Source organism: Bacteroides sp. D22 (assembly GCF_000163675.1).
GTDB lineage: Bacteria > Bacteroidota > Bacteroidia > Bacteroidales > Bacteroidaceae > Bacteroides > Bacteroides xylanisolvens.
The window spans coordinates 138191-158726 of sequence record NZ_GG774809.1 but is presented as its reverse complement, the minus strand read 5'-3'; the positions used below and the strand labels follow the sequence as shown (position 1 = coordinate 158726).

Annotated in this window: 11 protein-coding genes and 1 pseudogene; 5 read left to right on the top strand and 7 right to left on the bottom strand. The window is 43.7% G+C overall.

Annotated features, from left to right (window positions below; genetic code table 11):
- Positions 1-184, top strand: a pseudogene (locus HMPREF0106_RS26070) (IS5/IS1182 family transposase); the annotation flags it as partial.
- Between the two features lie 92 nt (positions 185-276).
- Here HMPREF0106_RS26070 and HMPREF0106_RS09850 read toward each other — a convergent pair.
- From HMPREF0106_RS09850 to HMPREF0106_RS09880, 7 genes are all read right to left on the bottom strand, one after another.
- Positions 277-1188, bottom strand: a complete 912-nt coding sequence (locus HMPREF0106_RS09850; protein WP_004299937.1) for an NDP-sugar synthase — start codon at positions 1186-1188, stop codon at positions 277-279.
- A gap of 524 nt (positions 1189-1712) precedes the next feature.
- Positions 1713-4055, bottom strand: a complete 2343-nt coding sequence (locus HMPREF0106_RS09855) for a BamA/TamA family outer membrane protein (RefSeq protein WP_009040283.1) — start codon at positions 4053-4055, stop codon at positions 1713-1715.
- A gap of 2 nt (positions 4056-4057) precedes the next feature.
- On the bottom strand, positions 4058-8569 hold the full coding sequence (locus HMPREF0106_RS09860) for a translocation/assembly module TamB domain-containing protein (RefSeq protein ID WP_009040282.1): 4512 nt from the start codon (positions 8567-8569) through the stop codon (positions 4058-4060).
- A gap of 114 nt (positions 8570-8683) precedes the next feature.
- A complete protein-coding gene (locus HMPREF0106_RS09865) occupies positions 8684-11002 on the bottom strand; it encodes a hybrid sensor histidine kinase/response regulator (protein ID WP_009040280.1) in 2319 nt (772 codons plus the stop codon).
- A gap of 27 nt (positions 11003-11029) precedes the next feature.
- Positions 11030-12388 (bottom strand): MATE family efflux transporter, encoded by a 1359-nt coding sequence (locus HMPREF0106_RS09870; RefSeq protein ID WP_004313043.1) that lies wholly within the window; start codon positions 12386-12388, stop codon positions 11030-11032.
- An 85-nt stretch (positions 12389-12473) separates the two neighbouring features.
- On the bottom strand, positions 12474-13712 hold the full coding sequence (locus tag HMPREF0106_RS09875) for a M16 family metallopeptidase (RefSeq protein WP_009040279.1): 1239 nt from the start codon (positions 13710-13712) through the stop codon (positions 12474-12476).
- Positions 13713-13717: 5 nt separating this feature from the next.
- Complete coding sequence (locus tag HMPREF0106_RS09880; protein WP_009040278.1) at positions 13718-14557, bottom strand: peptidylprolyl isomerase; 840 nt, start codon at positions 14555-14557, stop codon at positions 13718-13720.
- Positions 14558-14644: 87 nt separating this feature from the next.
- On the opposite strand from HMPREF0106_RS09880, the gene HMPREF0106_RS09885 reads away from it, so the two are divergent.
- The 4 genes from HMPREF0106_RS09885 (at position 14645) to HMPREF0106_RS09900 (ending at position 20103) form a co-directional block, all read left to right on the top strand.
- Complete coding sequence (locus HMPREF0106_RS09885; protein ID WP_009040277.1) at positions 14645-16018, top strand: sigma-54-dependent transcriptional regulator; 1374 nt, start codon at positions 14645-14647, stop codon at positions 16016-16018.
- 830 nt (positions 16019-16848) lie between these two features.
- Positions 16849-18405, top strand: a complete 1557-nt coding sequence (locus HMPREF0106_RS09890) for a sulfatase (protein ID WP_009040276.1) — start codon at positions 16849-16851, stop codon at positions 18403-18405.
- Positions 18406-18673: 268 nt separating this feature from the next.
- A complete protein-coding gene (locus HMPREF0106_RS09895) occupies positions 18674-18940 on the top strand; it encodes a hypothetical protein (RefSeq protein ID WP_007755811.1) in 267 nt (88 codons plus the stop codon).
- Between the two features lie 212 nt (positions 18941-19152).
- Positions 19153-20103, top strand: a complete 951-nt coding sequence (locus tag HMPREF0106_RS09900) for an endonuclease/exonuclease/phosphatase family protein (protein ID WP_009040275.1) — start codon at positions 19153-19155, stop codon at positions 20101-20103.
- Positions 20104-20536 lie beyond the last annotated feature (433 nt).

Genomic DNA, 20536 nt, shown 5'->3' with positions numbered 1-20536 from the left:
TTTGAAATCAGACTTTCGTTTAGGACGCAACTTTTATAAAGGTGTGTTCGGGGATGTTGTCAATCTGCTCTTAGCCGCAGCAGCGTACAACTTCAAAAGAGCCATGAGGGTTCTTTGGCTACTTGTTGAAAAAATCTGCGGGACACTGTTTTCTTGCAATATCCCGCAGATGAGTACTTTTTAAGGGACGACTACTTAGTATGATACGTTATGAAAAACAAAAAAAGCAGTCATTCTTATGAATGACTGCTCTTTATCTTAATCAATGGCTCTTCTTTAGAACAACTTAGCAGGATATTCACCGGCATCTACCAATGCCTGAATCTTATCTACTACGCTCTGACGGTCTTCCGGATAAGTGACGCCGAACCACTTGCTGGTAGTATCCAGTACTTCAACAGTGGCAGTTCCGTCATTAATCAATTTATCTACCATCAATGGGATGAAGAACTCGCTCTTCAGGTTTTCCATATTCTTCGGATCGCTTAGGAAAGTCTTGAAGAATTCCTGGCTGTAAGCGAAGTAATCAGGAGTAAAGCCCCAGAAGTTCATACTTACCGGAGTCGTGTCGGGAGTAGCCGTCCATTCGCCATCATCACCGATATATTTCACTTCACCGTCCAGACGTTGAATCTTCGTACGTTCTACTACAGAAGTCAACAATCCTTTAGCATCTGTACTACAGATACCACGAGATACCGTACCGCTTTCGCTCAATGTATTTCCTACACGGAAACCTACCATCGAATAAACGTTCTTTGAATTTTCAGGAAGAGCAGAAAGGAATTTGCCCATTACCTGGAAAGAATCACGACCATAGAAATCATCGCAGTTAATCACTGCAAACGGTTCTTTAATCACATCAGCACCCATCATTACTGCATGGTTAGTACCCCAAGGTTTGGTACGGTCTGCCGGGCAAGTAAAGCCTTCCGGAAGATCGTCGATTGATTGAAATACCAGTTCGCAAGGAATGTGACCTTCGTATTTGGAAATAATTTTATCACGGAAATCTTGTTCAAAATCTTTGCGGATTACAAATACAAGTTTGCCAAATCCGGCATTGATAGCATCATAGATTGAGTAATCCATAATAGTTTCGCCATTAGGACCCAGTCCGTCTAATTGCTTCAAGCCTCCATAACGGCTACCCATACCGGCTGCCAATAAGAATAAAGTTGGTTTCATAAATTGTGTAATATTAAAAGGTTAGTGATGTCAACGGCATCAGATTTCGTTGCAAATTTACAAAAACTTTCTTTCTTTTGTTTCAAGACAAAAGAAAGAAACAAAGAAAAATTCAAGACTGACTTTTTTCTCCTACTCACACCCTTCACTACGCTAAAGGGCAGAAACTCGCTTCGCTCAAACAATCTGCCCTTTTTAACGCTTCGTTACGGGTGTTCGCTTAACGGAGAAAAAAGTAGGTCGGAAAACCTTTCGGCATGTAAACCCATGCAGAATCAAAAGTACATCAATGACAAATCAAGAAATCCGGTAATTCATTAACCTATGCAGCAAACACGCCGAAAGGGGATCGGCCTCGTTTTTCCGGCGTTAAGCGCAGGCGTTTTCTCCAGCGTTAAAAAGGGCAGACTGTTTGAGCGAAGCGAGTTTCTGCCCTTTAGCCGGAGAGAACACCGGAGTAGCCGGAAAAACGCAGCCTTGAATTTTCTTTGGTTCTTTCTTTGTTTCAAGACAAAGAAAGAACGTTAGAAGGGATAACCGATAGCAAAATGTATTCCCAGATTTTTCATAAAGGATCCTGTGACATTGTAATATCCGCTTCGTTCTGTATCGTAAGGCAGATGCAAAGGAATACCGAAATCAAGACGGAACACAAGAATATCCATATCATAACGAATACCGACACCGGTGCCCAAAGCGATCTGTTTCGGGAATGTTTTCAGTTCGAGTTGTGAATTGGGACGGGCCTCATCCTTGCGCATCAACCAGACGTTTCCTGCATCCAGGAAAGTGGCTCCCCAAATGCTCTTAAAGATACGGAAACGATATTCTACATTTGCCTCAAAACGGAAAGTACCCGTCTGGTCGAGGTAAGAGTAGCGGCTTTCTGCCGGATGGTATCCGCCCGGGCCGATGCTACGTACCGTAAAAGCGCGGATGCTGTTGGCACCACCCACATAGAATTGTTCGCTGTAAGGGGCTATCGTTGCATTACCGTAGGCGAAGAGAGCACCCAAAGCTACACGGGAAGCAATCTTATTATTCTTGTCCATATTCCACAAATGGCGAAATTCCGTATTCAGTTTCACAAACTGCGCGAAAGGGACGTTCAGCAAACGTTTGTCCTCTTTGCTGAAAGACTGACCGAAAGCACGGTAAATCACCGAGGTCAGGTTACCGGCAGAGGTTACAGTCGATTGCCACCAAATCGGATTTTTAATACCGCGTGCGGAAGCATTATCATAGGTATAGGTATATTCCATAGCAGGAATAAACTGGTCTTTCAAACTGATATATAATGCAGGATTAGCATCGGCAATTTCCCTGAACTCTTCCGATTGGTGTTGCAGGACGTTGAATGTCAGTTTGAAAGGGGTGATACTATGCCGGCTTGTACGTGTCGGTTGGAAATCGTAGGTAGCATTTCCGCCGAATGACAATAGTTTATAATACCTGGCACGGTTCAACTGGTCGATGTATAAACGGAATGTAGTGGTAGCTGGGAAGTCAAACTCCCTTTTCCCCCAATGCGGGAAAACCACGCGCGGGAAAGTCAGAGAAGTAGAAACTCCCATCTCCCAGCTGTTCATTAAAGAGCTTTTTTCTCCTCCGCCGGTTTGCCATTCATAAGAGCCTTTCAGCTTCACGTTCCAGCTCTCGCCACCTCCGAATACATTGTTCCGGGTGACGCCGAATGATGCCCCGGGACCGGTTTGGTCGTTACTTTTGGTTACGACATTCAATTCCAGTTCGGCGTCCAGCGGCTTAGCAAACGTGGCCTGCATGGTTACGTTCAGCGTATCACAAACGGCTGTCGTATCTTTCGGAGCATATTGTAAATCCAGATAACTGAAGATTCCCAACTGGCTAAGTTTCTCCTGCACCTGCTCCTGTCGATACTGACTGTAAAGACGAGTGCGATTGGAAGCCCGCATCTGTGCATTCCGCACAAACTGTTGATAGTTCAACCAACGATAAAGCATATTCGGACGTACCTGCAATTTCTTATAATAATGTATATTCAGATTCTTATACATCATGCTGTCATTGGGCGCCTCACCATTCTTGCCAAACAGGTAAACAGAAGCATCTCCTACATAGTAAGGACGTTGTGCCGCAGCGGGTAATCCCGGAACGGGAATCAGACGAAGGCTGATATGTCCACCGGGAACCAATGTCGTATCTGCCTGATAAGTCATATAATCGGGACGGAAGTAAAAATATCCCCGGTTACGCAACAGCGTACTGATACGGGTACGCTCTTCATCCAGATCGACCACGTTAAACTGCTCGCCGGGACTTATATAAGACATTCGACGTCCCCGTTCCATAATGCGCAACGTTTGGGGAGTGAAACGCTGATAATAAACCGTATCTATAAAATAAGGATTCTTCATGTCTACCGTATAAAGAATACTTGCTTTCAGGCTGTCTTTCTTATCGACCAATGTTTCATAAGTCACTTTCCCATTGAAGTAACCATAATCACGGAGCAAGTTTGTAGCCACCTTGATGCGGACCTCCGGATTGACAGTGGAAATAAATACCGGAGGGTTAGCAGCCAAACGGTTGAACATCCACTTTCCAAATCCTTTTTTATATTTCACAAAGTCATTGTACATCCACATCTTAAAAGGAATAGGCAGAAGCCCTCCCAACATCTTCGTACTGGGAGTTTTATCAAGAGCCGCCTCAATCTCTGTCAGGGCCGTCCCTCCTACCGGTGTTGTCGACTTATTCTGTATGACAGTTTTTCCTCCTGTATAAAGTACCTCCCCTTCGGGCAGATGCTTTGTCACCGAACAACCCGAAAATAAGATGATACCCATCAGGCAACTTATTAATATGTTACTATATATACCTTTCATGTTTACTTCTTTTTCTTAAAGATGAACAGTTCGCTAAGTTTATCCAGCTTCTTGCGAAGTACCAGACCGACTCCGGTTTCCGTAATCTCGCCTTCGAGTACACTCTCGTAGTTTTTATCGTAGAACAGACGGACATAACGGGTTCCGGTTCTATCCAAGCGATATTCCAGAGAGATGTTATCGATGAAAGATTCCGCGTCATTCGTCGCATTCTCACCCGTAGAAACTTTACCTCCGATTACAATCTGGAAACGGTTATTGAAGAGACGTTGTGAATAACGGAAACTGTAATCCGTACGCTTACCACCCGTATCCGACAGATCGTGGTCTTCGATACCGACAGAAACACTGGCATTTTTCAGGTTTCCCATCAATGAGTTGATTTGGCTACTTAATACGGAGTTCAATGCAGAACCCATATTCAGTTTACCCAGTCCACCACCTCCGCCACCAATCGGTCCGGTGCCAAGGTAGGTTTTCATAACCATGATATATAGAGCCTGTTTACCTCTCTCTTCCGCGCCCATAGCCGTCAATTCATTTTGTATGGTTGCGTCTTCGGGGGCAGATACGTCAAAGGCGAAAGAAAGATTATCCAGTCGGTTCTTGACGACGATAGACACATCGAAATTAACCATACGTGTTCCACCATTCTCTCCTTCGGAGACAGAAGCGCGGATACGGTCGGTTGCTTTGAAGTTCAGCATCGGGTCCATAGGATTTCCCGTCCATTCCACATAGCTGCCGTTGTCGATAGCAAATTCTTTGGCAGCGATGACAGGCAAAGCATATTTCATCAAACCGCCGCTCAACGTATAGCGTCCGGTCAATGTCAGGTCACCCTGCGGAGTATATTTCATAGAGAGGTCACCTCCTCCCTCCAGTTCAACACGATTGTCATTGCTTGCGTCCAAATCGACTTTCAAACGAACGGACGGGTCGATGTGTACCATCATCACCATATCCAGCCCGCCTAAAGAAACAGTCGGCACTTCTTGCTGAACAACCGTAGTGGTGTCACTAAATGAAGTAAAGGTTACCAAACTTCCCAAACGGTCCTGCACAGTCAACGGTGAATCGGTCAATATATAAGAAACATCTGTATTGCCCAGCAAACTCATGTTTCCACGCATATTCAATCCGTCTAACGGCCCTTTCACCGTTGCCCGGAAATCAGCATATACTTTTCCGTAAACCAGACTTTCACGGGTACGTTTGGCATCCAGAAGCGTATAGTTCTGTGCCAGCAGATTCAGATTTGCCATCGGCCGGGACATATCTCTGAAATCGACAGATCCGTCAATCGTAAATGGATTCTTTCCTGTTGTATAAATAGCGAATTTATCAAATTCCAAACGATTATTCTTTATCTGCACCGGGCGGTTATCGAACCGGAAGTTAGCACCATACTGCCGGGAAAGGACAGTAACACTATCCAATATCAGTTCGCCATTAATCAAAGGTTGTTCGGTGCTACCGGTAATGTTCAGATTACCATCCATATCACCGGCTAATGTAACCATCTGATCGGGAATGAATACGTTCGCTACACGGAGCGGGAAGTGCTCCAGAGTGGCATTTACTTCCAGACTATCCTTCCCTGTCTGGGTTGGAACCAGCTTGCCATCCGCCACCATCACTTCCACTTTGTCATGATTCAGATAAGCGTTAAGATATTGTTTCCCTTGTTCGCCCGGCAACCAGGTAGCTCCTAATGTTACATCACCAATTCGTTGACGTTCATAAGTCAGCTCGTCAATAGATGATTCAACCGAGAGTTGAAGATCTTTTTCAGTCTGCACGTAGTGTGCTTCCGCAGAGAATAAACCGGTTATTTCCGGGAAGTAAGGCAGTACTTTGCTTAATTCGGCTAAACTGATTCTTCGGATTTCGACATCAATATTCTGTAAAGAAACAGTGTCCCCCCGCACCGAATGTACACGGAATCCCATTCCTTCATCGTCCCACATATCTACATTAGCGTATACACGCATATTCTTATGCACATAAATCCAGTTGTGATTCTCATTAAAATGGAATTTCTGGAAGGCGATAATCGGTTCTTCCGGGATTAATGTGAAAGCTAATCCATCGCCTTTTCCTTGCCCTTCAAACAAAGGACGCGCATTGACACCGAGCAGTACGCCCGTTTCTCCTTTTCCATTCTTAAAATCTACCAGCAGTTCCGCATCCCGGTCACGAATCTCTCCTGTCAGTGTAGTAGAGAAGGAGAATTGCGGATTCTTCGGTCCGTTAATAACACCGGCACGCAATTTCATGAGTGTGGTATCTTGTTTGACTGTAAAGAAAATCGTGTCCAGTTGCAAGGTGTCTACTTTCAAAGCATGAATAGCGGCTTTTCCATTAATTCCCCAATTAGGAGCTGCTCCGAATTTCACAGAAGCATCATGGTAAGCTATCTTTTTAGTAGCCAGAAAATATGCCAAAGGGTTTTCTTGTCCTGCAGAGAAAGAGAAAACTGCCGTCGGTAGCGCCTTACGCAGTTCAGCGTGATTCAATGCTTTCTCATCAATCTGCTTCATCAATACATCCACAAAGTGAGTAGATTGGCGAATTAAAGGATTAACGCCGGAACGTGCGCTCAAGTCGAGTTTCATATCTCCAGAAACGAAATGTGCCGAGACTAAATCCCGACGAGCTTCGGCAGCTAAATTAAAAGTAAGCGGACGCTTCATTGGCTGTGGCATGATTCCTAATTCATGTAAATCCAGTTGAGTGACATTAACCGTTATCTTACCATCAGGATAACTGTGCGCCAAATTATATTCCGCATCGGTTGTCATTTTCAATAAAGCATTGTCACTTGTCAGATGTGCGGTGACCAGTGCGCCTTTAAGGTCTCCTGTCAAATTAAGATTGGAGAGATGATATTTTGCATAATGAAGCTGATCTAATGAAAGATTCAGTTTGGCAAAAGAATGATAAGACATGACATCCAGTCCACGACCATTAGCCGCAGCCGAAAGAGACAGTTCGTAGATAGAATCTTTCGGAAGGAAGTTATGGAGTTGCAGATTGTCTATCTTCAGATCAGCTTTGTAAACTTCGGTAGATGTATTTAATGCTGCATTCACGTCCATAGCTCCTTTCCCCTCTTTCAGACGGAGGCCTGCTTTATATTCAGGACCTTTGATATCAACTTTCGCCACCAGATTCATGCTGTCAGGGACTACAATCGTACCATTGGGAGCCTCTCCTGACAGAGCGGTCAGGAAGTTCAAATTTTGAGTTGTCATTTTCAGCCCAATGGTTCCGGTACGAGTCAGGCTGTCAGCCAGGTTTTCTATCATACCGCCGCCTTCTAAAGCAAAAGCACCCGGCAAGTCTACCGTAAAACGGGAAATCTGCATTTGTTTCAAGTTACCGTCCGTACCGGCACGAATGACAAGCGGACGAAATGGATAGGCTTCTTTAAAGCTATCAGGCAATCCTCCTGCAAATAACATAACATCTTCTTTGCCGATATAGGCATTGAGATTGGCGGACAAACGTCCTGTAGTCGGGATGTTGACAAGTTCCCAATAGGTATGGGCAGATAAATCTATTTCAGAATGAGGGGTTTTTAGTTTTAAACCGGGAACACTAATGATTGAATCATTAGAGTATGCCCTTCCTGTCAGTGAAACAACACTTAATCCGGAACGTTCATTCATTGTAAACTCACGAATGACCGCATTCATGTCCCTGCCTTTATACAACAGGGAATCCAAAGCGATGCGAACATCACGAACGGCAATATGGGAAGCATCAAAACCTTCTATTGGTTGCGCGGTTCCTGTATCGTAACTGGCGGAAGTTCCCGACAACAGAAATTTCTTCAAACCATAAAACTGATTTTTCAAATCAGCCTGTGCATCATCAATAGCAGCCTCCCCGATATGAGCTGCCATCCGCATGGAATCAACAGGAAGTTGCATACTGAATGATACATTCTTTAATTTCAACTGATGAAGATCCACTTTCCAGTTTACAGGAGCAGAGGCTGTGGTATCTTTAGGGGTGGTGGTAGTATCATTCATCAGCAACTGCACATGGGTATCAGACAGTTCGGCCTGATTGATAATCGCTATTTCATTGGACAAGTCAACACCATGGCTTTGCAGGAAGAAACGTCCTAAAACGCCTTTAATCTTCATTCCTTCCATCAAATTGGCTGAATTAACGGCTACCCGGCTCAAAGTGACTTCATCCACTTCGACTTTTCCTTTTATTAACGGCCATGCCTGCACACGGACATTCAGGCTTTCCAAAGACAAAAGAGTATCCGGCTGTTGAATAACCTCTACGCCACGAGCCAACAGATTAAGTGGGAAACGAAGGTCTATCCGTTCCACCTGAATCTGCATACCGGTTGCCTTAGAGGCGTATGCAGTAACCTCCCGACGCAAAAGATTCTGAACGGGAGGAACATAAAGCAATACCATTAGTATTACAAAGAGTATTATAGGAGTAAGCAGTATCCAGCTTACCCAGCGTATCCATTTTCGTTTCATGTAAAATGTGTCAGTGTAAATAAGGTGACACAAAGTAAACAAATTATTTTGAAAAAAGGTTTGGCTAATAGTAAGAAAGATACAGATACTAGCCAAGGAGTAGAAGAAAATAGCTTATCGGGTATTTTTCATCACTATCAAATAGCGTTCTGCCTCACTTATGACTTTACGGACAGCCTCTAATATATTAAGTGTCGTTTCTTCTATTTTTTCCGAGAACTTTTCTCCACGACAAGCTTCCAGCCACTTTAATGGAGTTATGGTTTCATCCGCTCCAATCATTGTAAAGAGAGGGAGGAGCTTATGCGCCATAGCAGCTATCCCGTCCACCTCTTTATCGTTCAGCGCTTGTTGCATCCGTTCGATATTCTTACCTGTTTCTTCAATAAAAGTCTGAATAATGGAGGATGCCGCTTCCGGATCGTCTTCAGAATAAGCAGTAAGTGCAGAGAAATTTATTCCGGCTGTTGCCATATCTTCTGTGATATGCGCTTCATCAGCCGAAAGTTGCCCTTCATTTACCGTCATCAATAATTCTTTTACTGTAAACGGTTTATGTAGACAACCGGCAAAGCCATGTTCATGTAAAGCAGCCTTATCCATTTCGCTACGGGCGGTCACAGCAATGACGGGGATTGTTTTTGCTTGTGGTATATTAGAAGCCCGCAATAATTTCACCAAATCAAAACCGTTAATGGCAGGCATTTGTATATCTGTCAGCAATACATCGAAGACGGAAGAGCGAAGCTGTTCAATCAACTGCTCCAGCTGTTCACAACATACCGCATCGATACCATGTTGTTTCAACATGGCAGCAGTCAGATTCAACTGAATCTTATCGTCATCGATCAAAAGAACACGGATGACTTTCATCGGAGGAATCGCGGCCGCCCCCTCTGTTGTATCCGCATTTTCGCTTTCAGTAGATTCACTTTCCGCAATGGATTTACCTACCGGATAAAGAGGCATAGTTACAGTAAAACAGCTTCCTTTTCCTAATGTGCTTTGCACGTCAATAGTTCCCTCAAGCAAGGTTACCAGTTTCTTCACAATAGAGAGTCCGAGTCCGAAACCTTCCTCTCCCTGCGCACCGGAAAGACGTGTAAACTCCTGAAAGATACGTTCACGATCTTCTAATGCCATTCCTTTTCCTGTATCGGCGATGGCGATGGTTAACTTAGAAGAATCATAACCGGCTGTCAGGCTAATCTCTCCTTTTTGAGTAAACTTTACGGCATTAGACAAAAGGTTGTTCACTATTTGCCGGAGTCGCAAAGGATCACTGATGTATCTTCCGTTTAGTTCCGGGGCGACGTGACATTGCAAGGCTAAACCTTTGGCAGCGGTCAAAGGTTCGAAACTGACATAAATTTCGTCGAACAGCTGGGAAGGGTTAAAGGTTACACGGTTCACTTCCGCTTTATTGAGATCGAGCCGATGGAAATCGAGCAAGTCACTGACTAGTTTCAACAAATGTTCCGAAGAGCTTTTCATATTGTCGAGGTAGAAACGTTGCCGTTCATCTTCTGTCAGCCGGGACAGAAGTTCGGTATATCCCATGATTGACCCCAGCGGCGCCTTAAAGTCGTGGGTAATGGCCAGCATTAATTTCTCACGGGCAACAAGCAAATCTTCCGCGCGTTTATTCGCCACCTCCAATTGCTGACGATAACGGTTGCTGCGAGAGATATCCCGCATAATCAATATCAGGAAAAAAGCAGATAATAGTACGGCACCAACCGCGATACCGCCGATGATACGTGCCGACCGCATCCTCACTTCCTGTTGAAGTTCGGCATCCTGACGGGCACGCAGGGTCATTTCTTCCTCATATTGTTTAATCAGACTATCCATTCGTGCCGTCAACTGCGTATTCATCCGCTGGTACTTCGTACTGGTACGCCGGATGGTTTTCCTCCGTTGCAGCCGTTTTTCTTCGGTAGCCATGCGGATTTTCTGTTGAAGAGAATCTTTAGAGGTAGTCGGTTGGAGAATGGTATCAGTGGCTACTTCCAGCGATGTATTAACTAATACGGCACTGTCTTGTTTAGAAGGGGAAAACACTTCGGCGAGCCGTTTGAAGAATCCCTTCTTTTTAGGAGTAGTTATTAACGAGTCACGCTTGGTAATGACCCGATGTTGTACCCGTTGCTGGGTAATGACAGAATCTTGTTCGGAAATGATTTCTTCAATCTCCGAAGCAGAGAGAAGGCTGTCGTTTGCTTCACTTAACACCCGCAACATCTGAATCGTGTTTTGATCTTTCTCGTGGAGAAGGGTCAATAGACTATCAGTTCTTAAGTTCTGCTGATCGTCGGCTGCCGACAATGCTTCCATCTCACGATGTACAAACACCAGCGAGAAAAGGAGGATCGCCAGTAACAAAGTGTAACCGGCGGTTATTTTCAACTTTGTAAAACGGAAGGAAGCCATTGGGATAAAAGTTTTAAGTATTAAGTATTAGGTTTTGGGGTGGGGTTCGGGGAGTTTTGTCATGTAGTGGAAACGCCACCAGAGCATTAGTCCCGCACTCGTCAGACCAAAAGGAAATGCCATCCAGACACCTACTATCCCCCATCCCATTACAAAGCCGCAGAAATATCCTACGGGAAGCGAAATAACGAAATAGGCGATAAAGGCGATAACCATCATTAGTTTTACATCTGAAATTCCACGCAAAGCATTGGCGAAAGTGATTTGAAGCCCGTCGCCAAACTGATAGACAAGGAAAGGAAAAATTAAAGATGTCACCATAGCAACCACTTCCTGGCTGTCGGTAAACCAGCTTCCCAAGTAATTCCGGCAAAGGAAGACAATCAAGGAAAGCACGACACCCAATGTCATCATCAGATGAAAACCGGCATAGGCGGAACGGCGTACATTGACGATGTCGTTCTGCCCTTTGAAATTACTGACACGAACAGCAACAGCAGCCCCCATACCGTAATACATCATAAAGGTAAACTGCGAAATAGCCAACATCACCTGATGAGAAGCCAAAGCGATCGTACCTAGCCAACCGATCATGATAGCACTCAAACTAAAGGAGGCTGTCTCCATTCCCATCTGGAAAGCAATCGGCCATCCTAGTCCATTCAAGCGTCCAAATACAGCGCGTGACCATCCTAAACGGAAAAAGCCAATCTTATAACGGACGAAACGCGGACTACGCATAAAGATGATTATAAATACAATCACCATCACAATACGCGAAAACAGCGTACTGATACCTGCTCCCAACAAACCTAATTCAGGCAATCCGAGTTTACCGTAAATCAGGATATAGTTTCCTATGATATTCAAGACATTTCCTCCAAGCAATATCCACATGGCGGTTTGGGTATCCGTTATTCCGTCTGTGAATTGCTTGAATCCATTGAAAAGCATGACAAACACTAATGAAGCAAGCAAAACAAGGTAATACGGTTTAATCAGAGGAATCAATTCTTCCGGCTGTCCGAGATGCTCTATATTCAGATAAAGAACGGTCATACATATAGTCAGCAGCAACGCAACCATCAGATTTGCCAACAAACTGTTGCGCAATGCCTGTCCGGCAGGAGCATACTGATGAGTCCCATACAGCCCTCCTACAATGGGAGTCAGTCCATACGAAAACCCTGTACTGAAAATAATCGCCAGATTAAACACATTATTTACGAAGGAAGCTGCTCCCAGCTCAATCGTACTATGATGCCCAATCATTAATGTATCAGCAAATCCGAGAACGATCACTCCTATTTGCCCGATCACAATCGGTAGTCCGAGAAAAATTAGTGCTTTGTAATGCTCTTTATATGTACTATAAATATGTCTCATTTACTTTTCCGTTACCTAAACGTATCTCCATTTTCAGGCAAAGGGGCTTTCCCCTTTCACTGATAAATTATAAAAAAGAGAGAATTTAATTTTGTTGTTTCTTATAGTAAAGTACAACTCCGTTCTCCTTCCGGAAAGCGGATTGGGCTACTGTCCGCAATTGTTCCGCCGTGACAGAACGATAACGTTCTACTTCTTTTTCCATGTCTTCCGCCCGGCCAAGCAATTCGAACCAGGCCAGGTTGGTTGCCACATTCAAATAATTGATGTTGCCGAATATCTGGGTAGACTCAAATTTGTTCTTCACTTTTTCCAGTTCCTGTTCGTCAACCAGTTCTTGCTGTAACCGTTCCAGTTCTTCCCTTACTGCCGCTTCCGCCTGTTCCAGAGTGACACCAGCCGAAGGCTTGCCACTAATATGGAATAACCCCGCATCTACACTGCCTGAAATATAGGCATCTATGCTCGAAAATAATTGTTTCTGTTGTACCAAACGCTGGTTCAATCGACTGGAGCGCCCATTGCTCAACACATCCGACAAAATATCAAATGCATAATAATCCGGATGCCGATGGTCGGGCATGTGATAGGCCATAAACAAAGCATCGAGAGGCACATTTCTCTCTACCGTCAACCGCCGTTCTTCTGTCTGTTCCTGTTCTTGTGGCAGGTTCCGCAAAGGAACTTCCCGATGAGGAATAGAAGCGAACCATTTTTCCGTCAAAGCAACTGCCTCTTCGAAAGAGATATTGCCGGTCACAGCCAATATTGCATTATTAGGAGCATAAAAACGGAAAAAGAATGCCTTTACTTCTTCCAGCGTAGCATTGGCAATATGCGACAACTCTTTTCCGATCGTAGGCCATTGATAAGGATGCGTCTGATAAGCCAGAGGGCGCAAAAGATGTCCGACATCTCCATAAGGTTGGTTCAAACAACGCTGCTTGAACTCTTCCATGACCACTCCCCGCTGTACCTCCAGGCTCCGTTCGCTAAAGTCAAGACTCAACATCCGGTCGGATTCCAGCCAAAAGCCGGTTTCTACGTTCTGACGAGGTACAGTGAGGTAGTAATTGGTTATATCATTATTCGTCCAGGCATTATTCTCTCCACCCGCCAATTGAAGCGGCATGTCATAATCGGGAATATTCACCGACCCTCCGAACATCAGGTGTTCGAACAGATGGGCAAAGCCGGTATGCTCGGGATCTTCGTCGCGAGCTCCCACATTATATAATATATTAAGGGCAACCATCTGCGTACTCTCGTCCTGCGAATGTACCAGACGTAACCCATTATCAAGAATATGCCTGTTGATTTTCATACGATTCAGTCAAGTATTGTCACCTTTGTTATCTTTACATCTTCTTCGGGACGGTCGCTGCGGTCTGTTTTCACCTGCTGGATCTTATCCACAATGTCCATTCCTTTCACCACTTCGCCAAACACGGTATATTCGCCATCCAAATGCGGAGTACCACCCACCGTGGTGTAGGCTTCAATCTGTTCCGGAGTGAAATGGAATTCCGGTTCTTTGGCAGCCATCTCCTGTGCCTGCGCAAACAGTTTTTCCTGTAAGTCATAAAGACCGTTTTCATCGTTTGCTTTCCGCATCTTATAGATTTCCTTCATGTGTTTCTGTGCCAGTGTATTGAAAATAACATTTATCTTATTCTCATTCATCTGGCTTTCCATTCCCAGCAGAGTAGAGTCGTTAAACACTTTACCTGTCACGATATAGAACTGGCAACCGGAAGATTCCTTCTTCGGGTTCACGTTATCCCCCTGGCGGGCAGCGGACAGGGCACCTTTCTTATGGAAATATTTAGGATATACAAATTCAGCGGGAACGGTATAACCTACGTCTCCGGTACCCAGCATTTTTCCTTTCGGCGCATTTTTTGAGTCCGGATCACCGGCCTGAATCATAAAATCTTTGATAACACGGTGAAACAGTGTACCTTCATAAACTCCGTCCTTCACCAGTTTGATAAAATTATCACGATGTCTCGGTGTCTCATTGTACAGTTTCACCTCAATGTCTCCTAAAGTTGTTTCAATCTTTACCAACGTTTCTTTATCCATGTCTCCTCCTTTTTTTGTTCCGGTTTTGCAGGCAGTAAGTCCGCAAAACGATATGGTTAATATGATCAATAGAATCTTTTTCATAACACTTTTATTTAATTTAAGTTTGCAAATATACCACTTTCACCCAAAACCTCTTACCTTTGTGACTTAAAAGAATCAAAACCTGACATGATGAGCTCCATATTGATCGTTGAAGATGATATCACTTTTGGAATGATGCTAAAAACCTGGTTAGGAAAAAAGGGCTTTGAAGTATCATCAGTGAGTAATATTGCCCGTGCCCGGAAACATATCGAAAGCCAAAACGTCGATCTGGTTCTATCAGACCTGCGGCTACCCGACCATGAAGGCATTGATCTACTGAAATGGATGAACGAACAAGGCATGGACATTCCTTTGATTATCATGACCGGCTATGCGGATATACAATCTGCCGTGCAAGCTATGAAACTAGGAGCACGTGATTATATCGCCAAGCCGGTGAATCCGGAAGAGTTACTGAAGAAAATCTCTGAATGTTTACAGTCCGGAGAAACTCCCGCTACTCATCACACAGCTAAATCGTCTTCTAAAAAAGGCTCTTCTACCTCATCGAAAGATTCAACAGAAAACAACCGTGCTTATCTGGAAGGAGAAAGTGACGCAGCCAAGCAACTCTACAATTATGTAGGTTTGGTAGCTCCGACCAATATGTCCGTCCTTATCAACGGCTCCAGCGGAACTGGAAAAGAGTATGTGGCACACCGTATTCACCAACTTAGCAAACGAAGCGATAAGCCGTTTATTGCCGTAGATTGTGGCTCTATCCCGAAAGAACTGGCGGCTTCCGAGTTTTTCGGTCATGTAAAAGGGTCGTTTACAGGTGCGTTGACTGATAAAACCGGTGCTTTCGTTGCTGCCAACGGAGGTACTATCTTTCTGGATGAAATCGGGAATCTTAGTTACGAAGTGCAGATACAACTGCTTCGTGCTCTGCAAGAGAGAAAAATACGTCCGGTAGGCTCTACACAGGAGATATCGGTAGATATTCGTTTGGTATCCGCCACCAATGAGAACCTGGAACAGGGTATTGAGAAAGGTACTTTCCGTGAAGATCTTTACCATCGCATCAATGAATTTACCCTCCGGATGCCCGATCTGAAAGAACGGAAAGAAGATATTCTACTCTTTGCCAACTTCTTCCTCGACCAGGCAAACAAGGAACTGGATAAACACCTGATTGGTTTTGACGCGAAAGCATCACAGGCTTTATTGAATTATCATTGGCCGGGAAATTTACGCCAAATGAAGAACATCGTCAAAAGAGCGACTTTATTGGCACAAAGCAGTTTCATCACTTTACTGGAACTGGGAACCGAGCTTTTAGAAACTCCTACATTGAGTAGCACTAGTATTGCACTACGCAATGAAGAGACTGAAAAAGAGCATATTCTGGAAGCACTGCGCCAAACCGGGAATAATAAAAGCAAAGCGGCACAATTACTGAATATTGACCGGAAGACATTATATAATAAACTGAAATTATATAATATAAATCTATAACCTTGTAGATTTACCGGCGTAATCCGCTGTCTCCCCAATTAGCTGCACCTTTTCCAGCACTTTTGTTGAAAACATTATTTCAGTGTAGTTTTCACCACAGATGACACAGAGGGTACAGAAGAGAATTTTGTTCATGACTGCACGGTTGGTTATGAATCAAACTAGCGGCGGTTTGATTCTTTTCAAAAATCATGGTAAAATAAAGTATATCAACTTCTCTGCCAACTTAGAAATAAAAGTTCACTTTTGCCTTCCACAAGTTTCACAGACTCGTAAGTTGTGGTATGACAGATGTTTGCTGTGATTTAATGACCTCGTTTTAGCTTTTCATACCCTTCACACTCTTAAAAAAATAATCCCCGGCTCAAACAAAAGATTTGGTGTATCCTTATATGGAAGGACATAAATAGAAGGACATAAGAAGATGAATATGGCCGGATACCGTATTGAAATAGTTAACATGATGTCAGCCGACTATAGTTGACCATACAGCCGACTGCAGTAGTCTAAGTCGCCGACTTCAGTTGACCGAACAGACGACTCTAGTTGTCTATCCATAAATCAACTTTAAAATCGTGATATAGAGTCGATATTACGTAGTATCGAACCATATACTTCATGTTAGGTATTGGTTTTATTCATTCTTGCCCCGTTTCACTCATTCCCTTCACCAATATAAATGAAACTTCTATATTAAATGAAAGAAATTATATATTAGAGAAAGCTTTATTTGAGTACATTTGTAATCTATTAAGGTGTATACTACCTCAATAGCGTGAGAATCACAATTAAAATCGAAATAGTCAACAAAAACACTTAACAACTACCCCATGAATAAAAAGACGCTATTCCCCCTCGCACTTGTGCCGCTTGCTGCAACCAGCCTGCAAGCACAGGGCAACATTCAGGCAGAACGTACAGACAAACGTCCCAACATCATTCTCTTTATGGTAGATGATATGGGATGGCAAGACACCTCTCTCCCATTCTGGACGCAAAAGACACACTACAACGAATTGTATGAAACGCCTAATATGGAACGTCTTGCCCGGCAGGGAATGATGTTTACCCAAGCATATGCAAGCAGTATCAGTTCTCCTTCCAGATGTAGCCTCATCACCGGAGCTAACGCAGCGCGTCACCGGGTAACGAACTGGACACTCAAAAAAAATACCATGACAGACCGCAAAGATAAACAGCTAACTGTGCCGGAGTGGAATTATAATGGTATCAGCCAAGTACCCGGCACAAACAATACTTTCGTTGGTACTTCCTTCGTACAAATTCTAAAAGATAGCGGTTACCATACCATCCATTGCGGAAAAGCCCATTTCGGTGCCATAGACACTCCGGGAGAAGATCCACACCATTGGGGATTCGAAGTAAATATTGCCGGACACGCTGCCGGCGGACTCGCCAGCTATCTCGGCGAAGAGAACTACGGACATACCAAAGACGGGAAACCGATCTCACTGATGGCTGTCCCCGGACTGGAGAAGTATTGGGGTACAGAAACTTTTGTAACCGAAGCGCTGACTTTGGAAGCTATTAAAGCACTGGATAAAGCAAAAAAATACAACCAACCGCTCTATCTGTATATGGCTCAATATGCTATCCACATACCGCTTAACAAGGATAAACGTTTCTATGACAAATACAAGAAGAAAGGAATGACCGACCACGAAGCAGCTTATGCCACCCTCATCGAAGGGATGGACAAAAGTCTTGGTGACTTAATGGACTGGCTGGAAAAGAATGGAGAAGCCGATAACACCATCATCATCTTTATGAGCGATAACGGAGGACTTGCATCCGAATCGGGATGGCGTGACGGCAAACTGCATACACAGAATTATCCCTTGAACAGCGGCAAAGGCTCTACTTACGAAGGAGGTATCCGCGAGCCTTTGATTGTCAGTTGGCCGGGCGTAGTGGCTCCGGACAGCAAATGTGACAAGTATCTGTTGATCGAAGATTTCTACCCCACGATCCTCGAAATGGCAGGAATCAAAAAATACAAAACAGTTCAGCCGATAGACGGTATCAGTTTTGTCCCTCTGTTGAAACAGACAGGCAATCCTTCCAAAGGCCGGAGCCTTTTCTGGAATATGCCGAACAACTGGGGAAATGACGGTCCCGGAATCAACTTCAATTGCGCGGTCCGCAACGGCGACTGGAAATTGATTTATTACTATGGAACAGGCAAGAAAGAGTTGTTCAATATTTCCGATGATATAGGCGAAAGTAACGATCTCAGTGCACAGCATCCGGACATCGTGAAGAAACTTTCTAAAGAACTGGGCAGCTATCTAAGAAAAGTAGACGCACAGCGGCCCGCTTTCAATGCCACCGGCAAACCTTGTCCCTGGCCGGATGAAGTAAAATAGATAACCAGACAAAAGATTTGTGGCGGGGAGTGTGGAATAATTCCACACTCCCCGCCACAGTTTCCACACACTCTACACACACTTCCCCAATGTCCAGGTTGGTTCTATTTCCACATATCTTTATTTATCAACTACTTACCATATATTCTTCTATTTTGGCACACGCTTTGATCTTTAATTAGACGTTAGCGAAAAAGCAATAACCAATTCCTTAACACAAAAGAGAGAATTGAAAACATATGTCTAATTATCATTAAAGCAAACGATTATGAAGAAATTAGTATTAGTAGTAGCAATGTTTATGTTTGTTTGTGGTGGTTCATTCCTTGTAAAGGCGCAGAGTTCTGCGGAAGCTGTGACAGCCCCGACAGAAATCAATGCGACAGTTGTCAATGATACAGTAGTAAAAGATACTGTAACTAAAGAAGACGCGCCTGCAAAGGCATCACTGATTGCATTAGCCGCCAATGTCAATGATACAGTTGTCACAGACACTGCATCCAAAGACAAACCGGCTGTGCCTGTCAAGGAATAACCTTGCCAACAACATGCAAAACATAGTCTGCCGAAGAATAGTAAGCACACTACAAAAAAAAGCCATCCCTACTTTCGTCTATTCCGGGGATGGCTTTTTTATTATTTAATAAATAATCCCCCCGGAAAAGATGCGCTTTCCTTTCTTTCTTTTAAATAAAATATTGTACCTTTGGAGGTCAATGAATTATCCACCAAACAAACTATAAAAACATGAAACTCAAAAGTCTTTTACTAATTACCCTGGTTACGATAGCCTTCTGCGGTTGCCAAAGCAACTATCAGCCTACTACATTCACCGTTGCTTCTTACAACTTAAGAAACGCCAACGGCAACGATTCGCTCCACGGAAACGGTTGGGGACAACGCTACCCGGTCATCGCCAAGATGGTTCAATATCATGATTTTGATATTTTCGGAACTCAAGAATGTTTCCTTCACCAACTGAAAGATATGAAAGAAGCTCTTCCCGGTTATGATTATATCGGTGTAGGCCGTGATGACGGTAAAACTCAAGGCGAACATTCCGCGATCTTCTATCGTACAGACAAGTTCGATATTATAGAGAAAGGCGATTTTTGGCTGTCGGAAACTCCGGATGTGCCGAGCAAAGGTTGGGATGCGGTGTTGCCGCGTATTTGCAGTTGGGGTCACTTCAAATGCAAAGATACCGGTTTTGAGTTCCTTTTCTTCAATTTACACATGGACCATATCGGTAAAAAAGCACGTGTTGAAAGTGCGTATCTCGTACAAGAAAAGATGAAAGAGCTCGGTAAAGGCAAAAATCTTCCGGCCATCTTAACCGGTGACTTCAATGTCGACCAGACTCACCAGTCATACAACGCCTTTGTGGAAAAAGGAGTGCTCTGCGACTCATACGAAAAATGCGATTTCCGCTATGCTACAAACGGAACCTTCAATAGTTTCAACCCAAATAGTTTTACCGAAAGTCGTATCGACCATGTGTTCGTATCTCCAGCTTTTCATGTAAAAAGATATGGGATACTGACAGATACCTACCGTAGTATAGTAGGAAACGGCGAGAAGGAGAATGCAAACGACTGCCCGGAAGAAATCGACATCAAAGCTTATCAAGCCCGTACTCCTTCGGATCATTTTCCTGTAAAGGTCGAACTGGAGTTTGACGAACGTCAACAGAAATGATTTTTATGCCTCATACGTTTTTCGTTTGACAAGTTCTCACCATGGAGAACACAAATTATACAGAGCTATAAAATTCTTTCTATTTTGATTTTCAATAAGTTTTCTCTGTGTCCTCCTTTAGATTTGCACTGTGAAAAATAAAGGTTGAAATATTACCTTTGTGGTTAAAACAAGTTAACCAAGGAAAGTAGGTGACCCATTGTGTCCTCTAGGCAGAAGCCCTATCCACGGAATTAGTCCTTCTTTCCTTATCAGTTGAACAGATCCAATTAGAATTTTAGGTCGTTGGCCTATTAAAGGATATAGTTTGTTCAACCTATGGTTAACCCTTTAATAGTGCAAAAATATGGAAAAGAAATGGTTTATTGGCATTGACATCTCAAAAAAAAACTTTGGATGTTGTTATTTACGTTCCTACAAAGAAACAATGCGG

Bases quoted from the DNA above. Each gene is read 5' to 3' on its own strand.
- HMPREF0106_RS09850 (WP_004299937.1), bottom strand. From the start codon at position 1,188: ATGAAACCAACTTTATTCTTATTGGCAGCCGGTATGGGTAGCCGTTAT.
- HMPREF0106_RS09855 (WP_009040283.1), bottom strand. From the start codon at position 4,055: ATGAAAGGTATATATAGTAACATATTAATAAGTTGCCTGATGGGTATC.
- HMPREF0106_RS09860 (WP_009040282.1), bottom strand. From the start codon at position 8,569: ATGAAACGAAAATGGATACGCTGGGTAAGCTGGATACTGCTTACTCCT.
- HMPREF0106_RS09865 (WP_009040280.1), bottom strand. From the start codon at position 11,002: ATGGCTTCCTTCCGTTTTACAAAGTTGAAAATAACCGCCGGTTACACT.
- HMPREF0106_RS09870 (WP_004313043.1), bottom strand. From the start codon at position 12,388: ATGAGACATATTTATAGTACATATAAAGAGCATTACAAAGCACTAATT.
- HMPREF0106_RS09875 (WP_009040279.1), bottom strand. From the start codon at position 13,712: ATGAAAATCAACAGGCATATTCTTGATAATGGGTTACGTCTGGTACAT.
- HMPREF0106_RS09880 (WP_009040278.1), bottom strand. From the start codon at position 14,557: ATGAAAAAGATTCTATTGATCATATTAACCATATCGTTTTGCGGACTT.
- HMPREF0106_RS09885 (WP_009040277.1), top strand. From the start codon at position 14,645: ATGATGAGCTCCATATTGATCGTTGAAGATGATATCACTTTTGGAATG.
- HMPREF0106_RS09890 (WP_009040276.1), top strand. From the start codon at position 16,849: ATGAATAAAAAGACGCTATTCCCCCTCGCACTTGTGCCGCTTGCTGCA.
- HMPREF0106_RS09895 (WP_007755811.1), top strand. From the start codon at position 18,674: ATGAAGAAATTAGTATTAGTAGTAGCAATGTTTATGTTTGTTTGTGGT.
- HMPREF0106_RS09900 (WP_009040275.1), top strand. From the start codon at position 19,153: ATGAAACTCAAAAGTCTTTTACTAATTACCCTGGTTACGATAGCCTTC.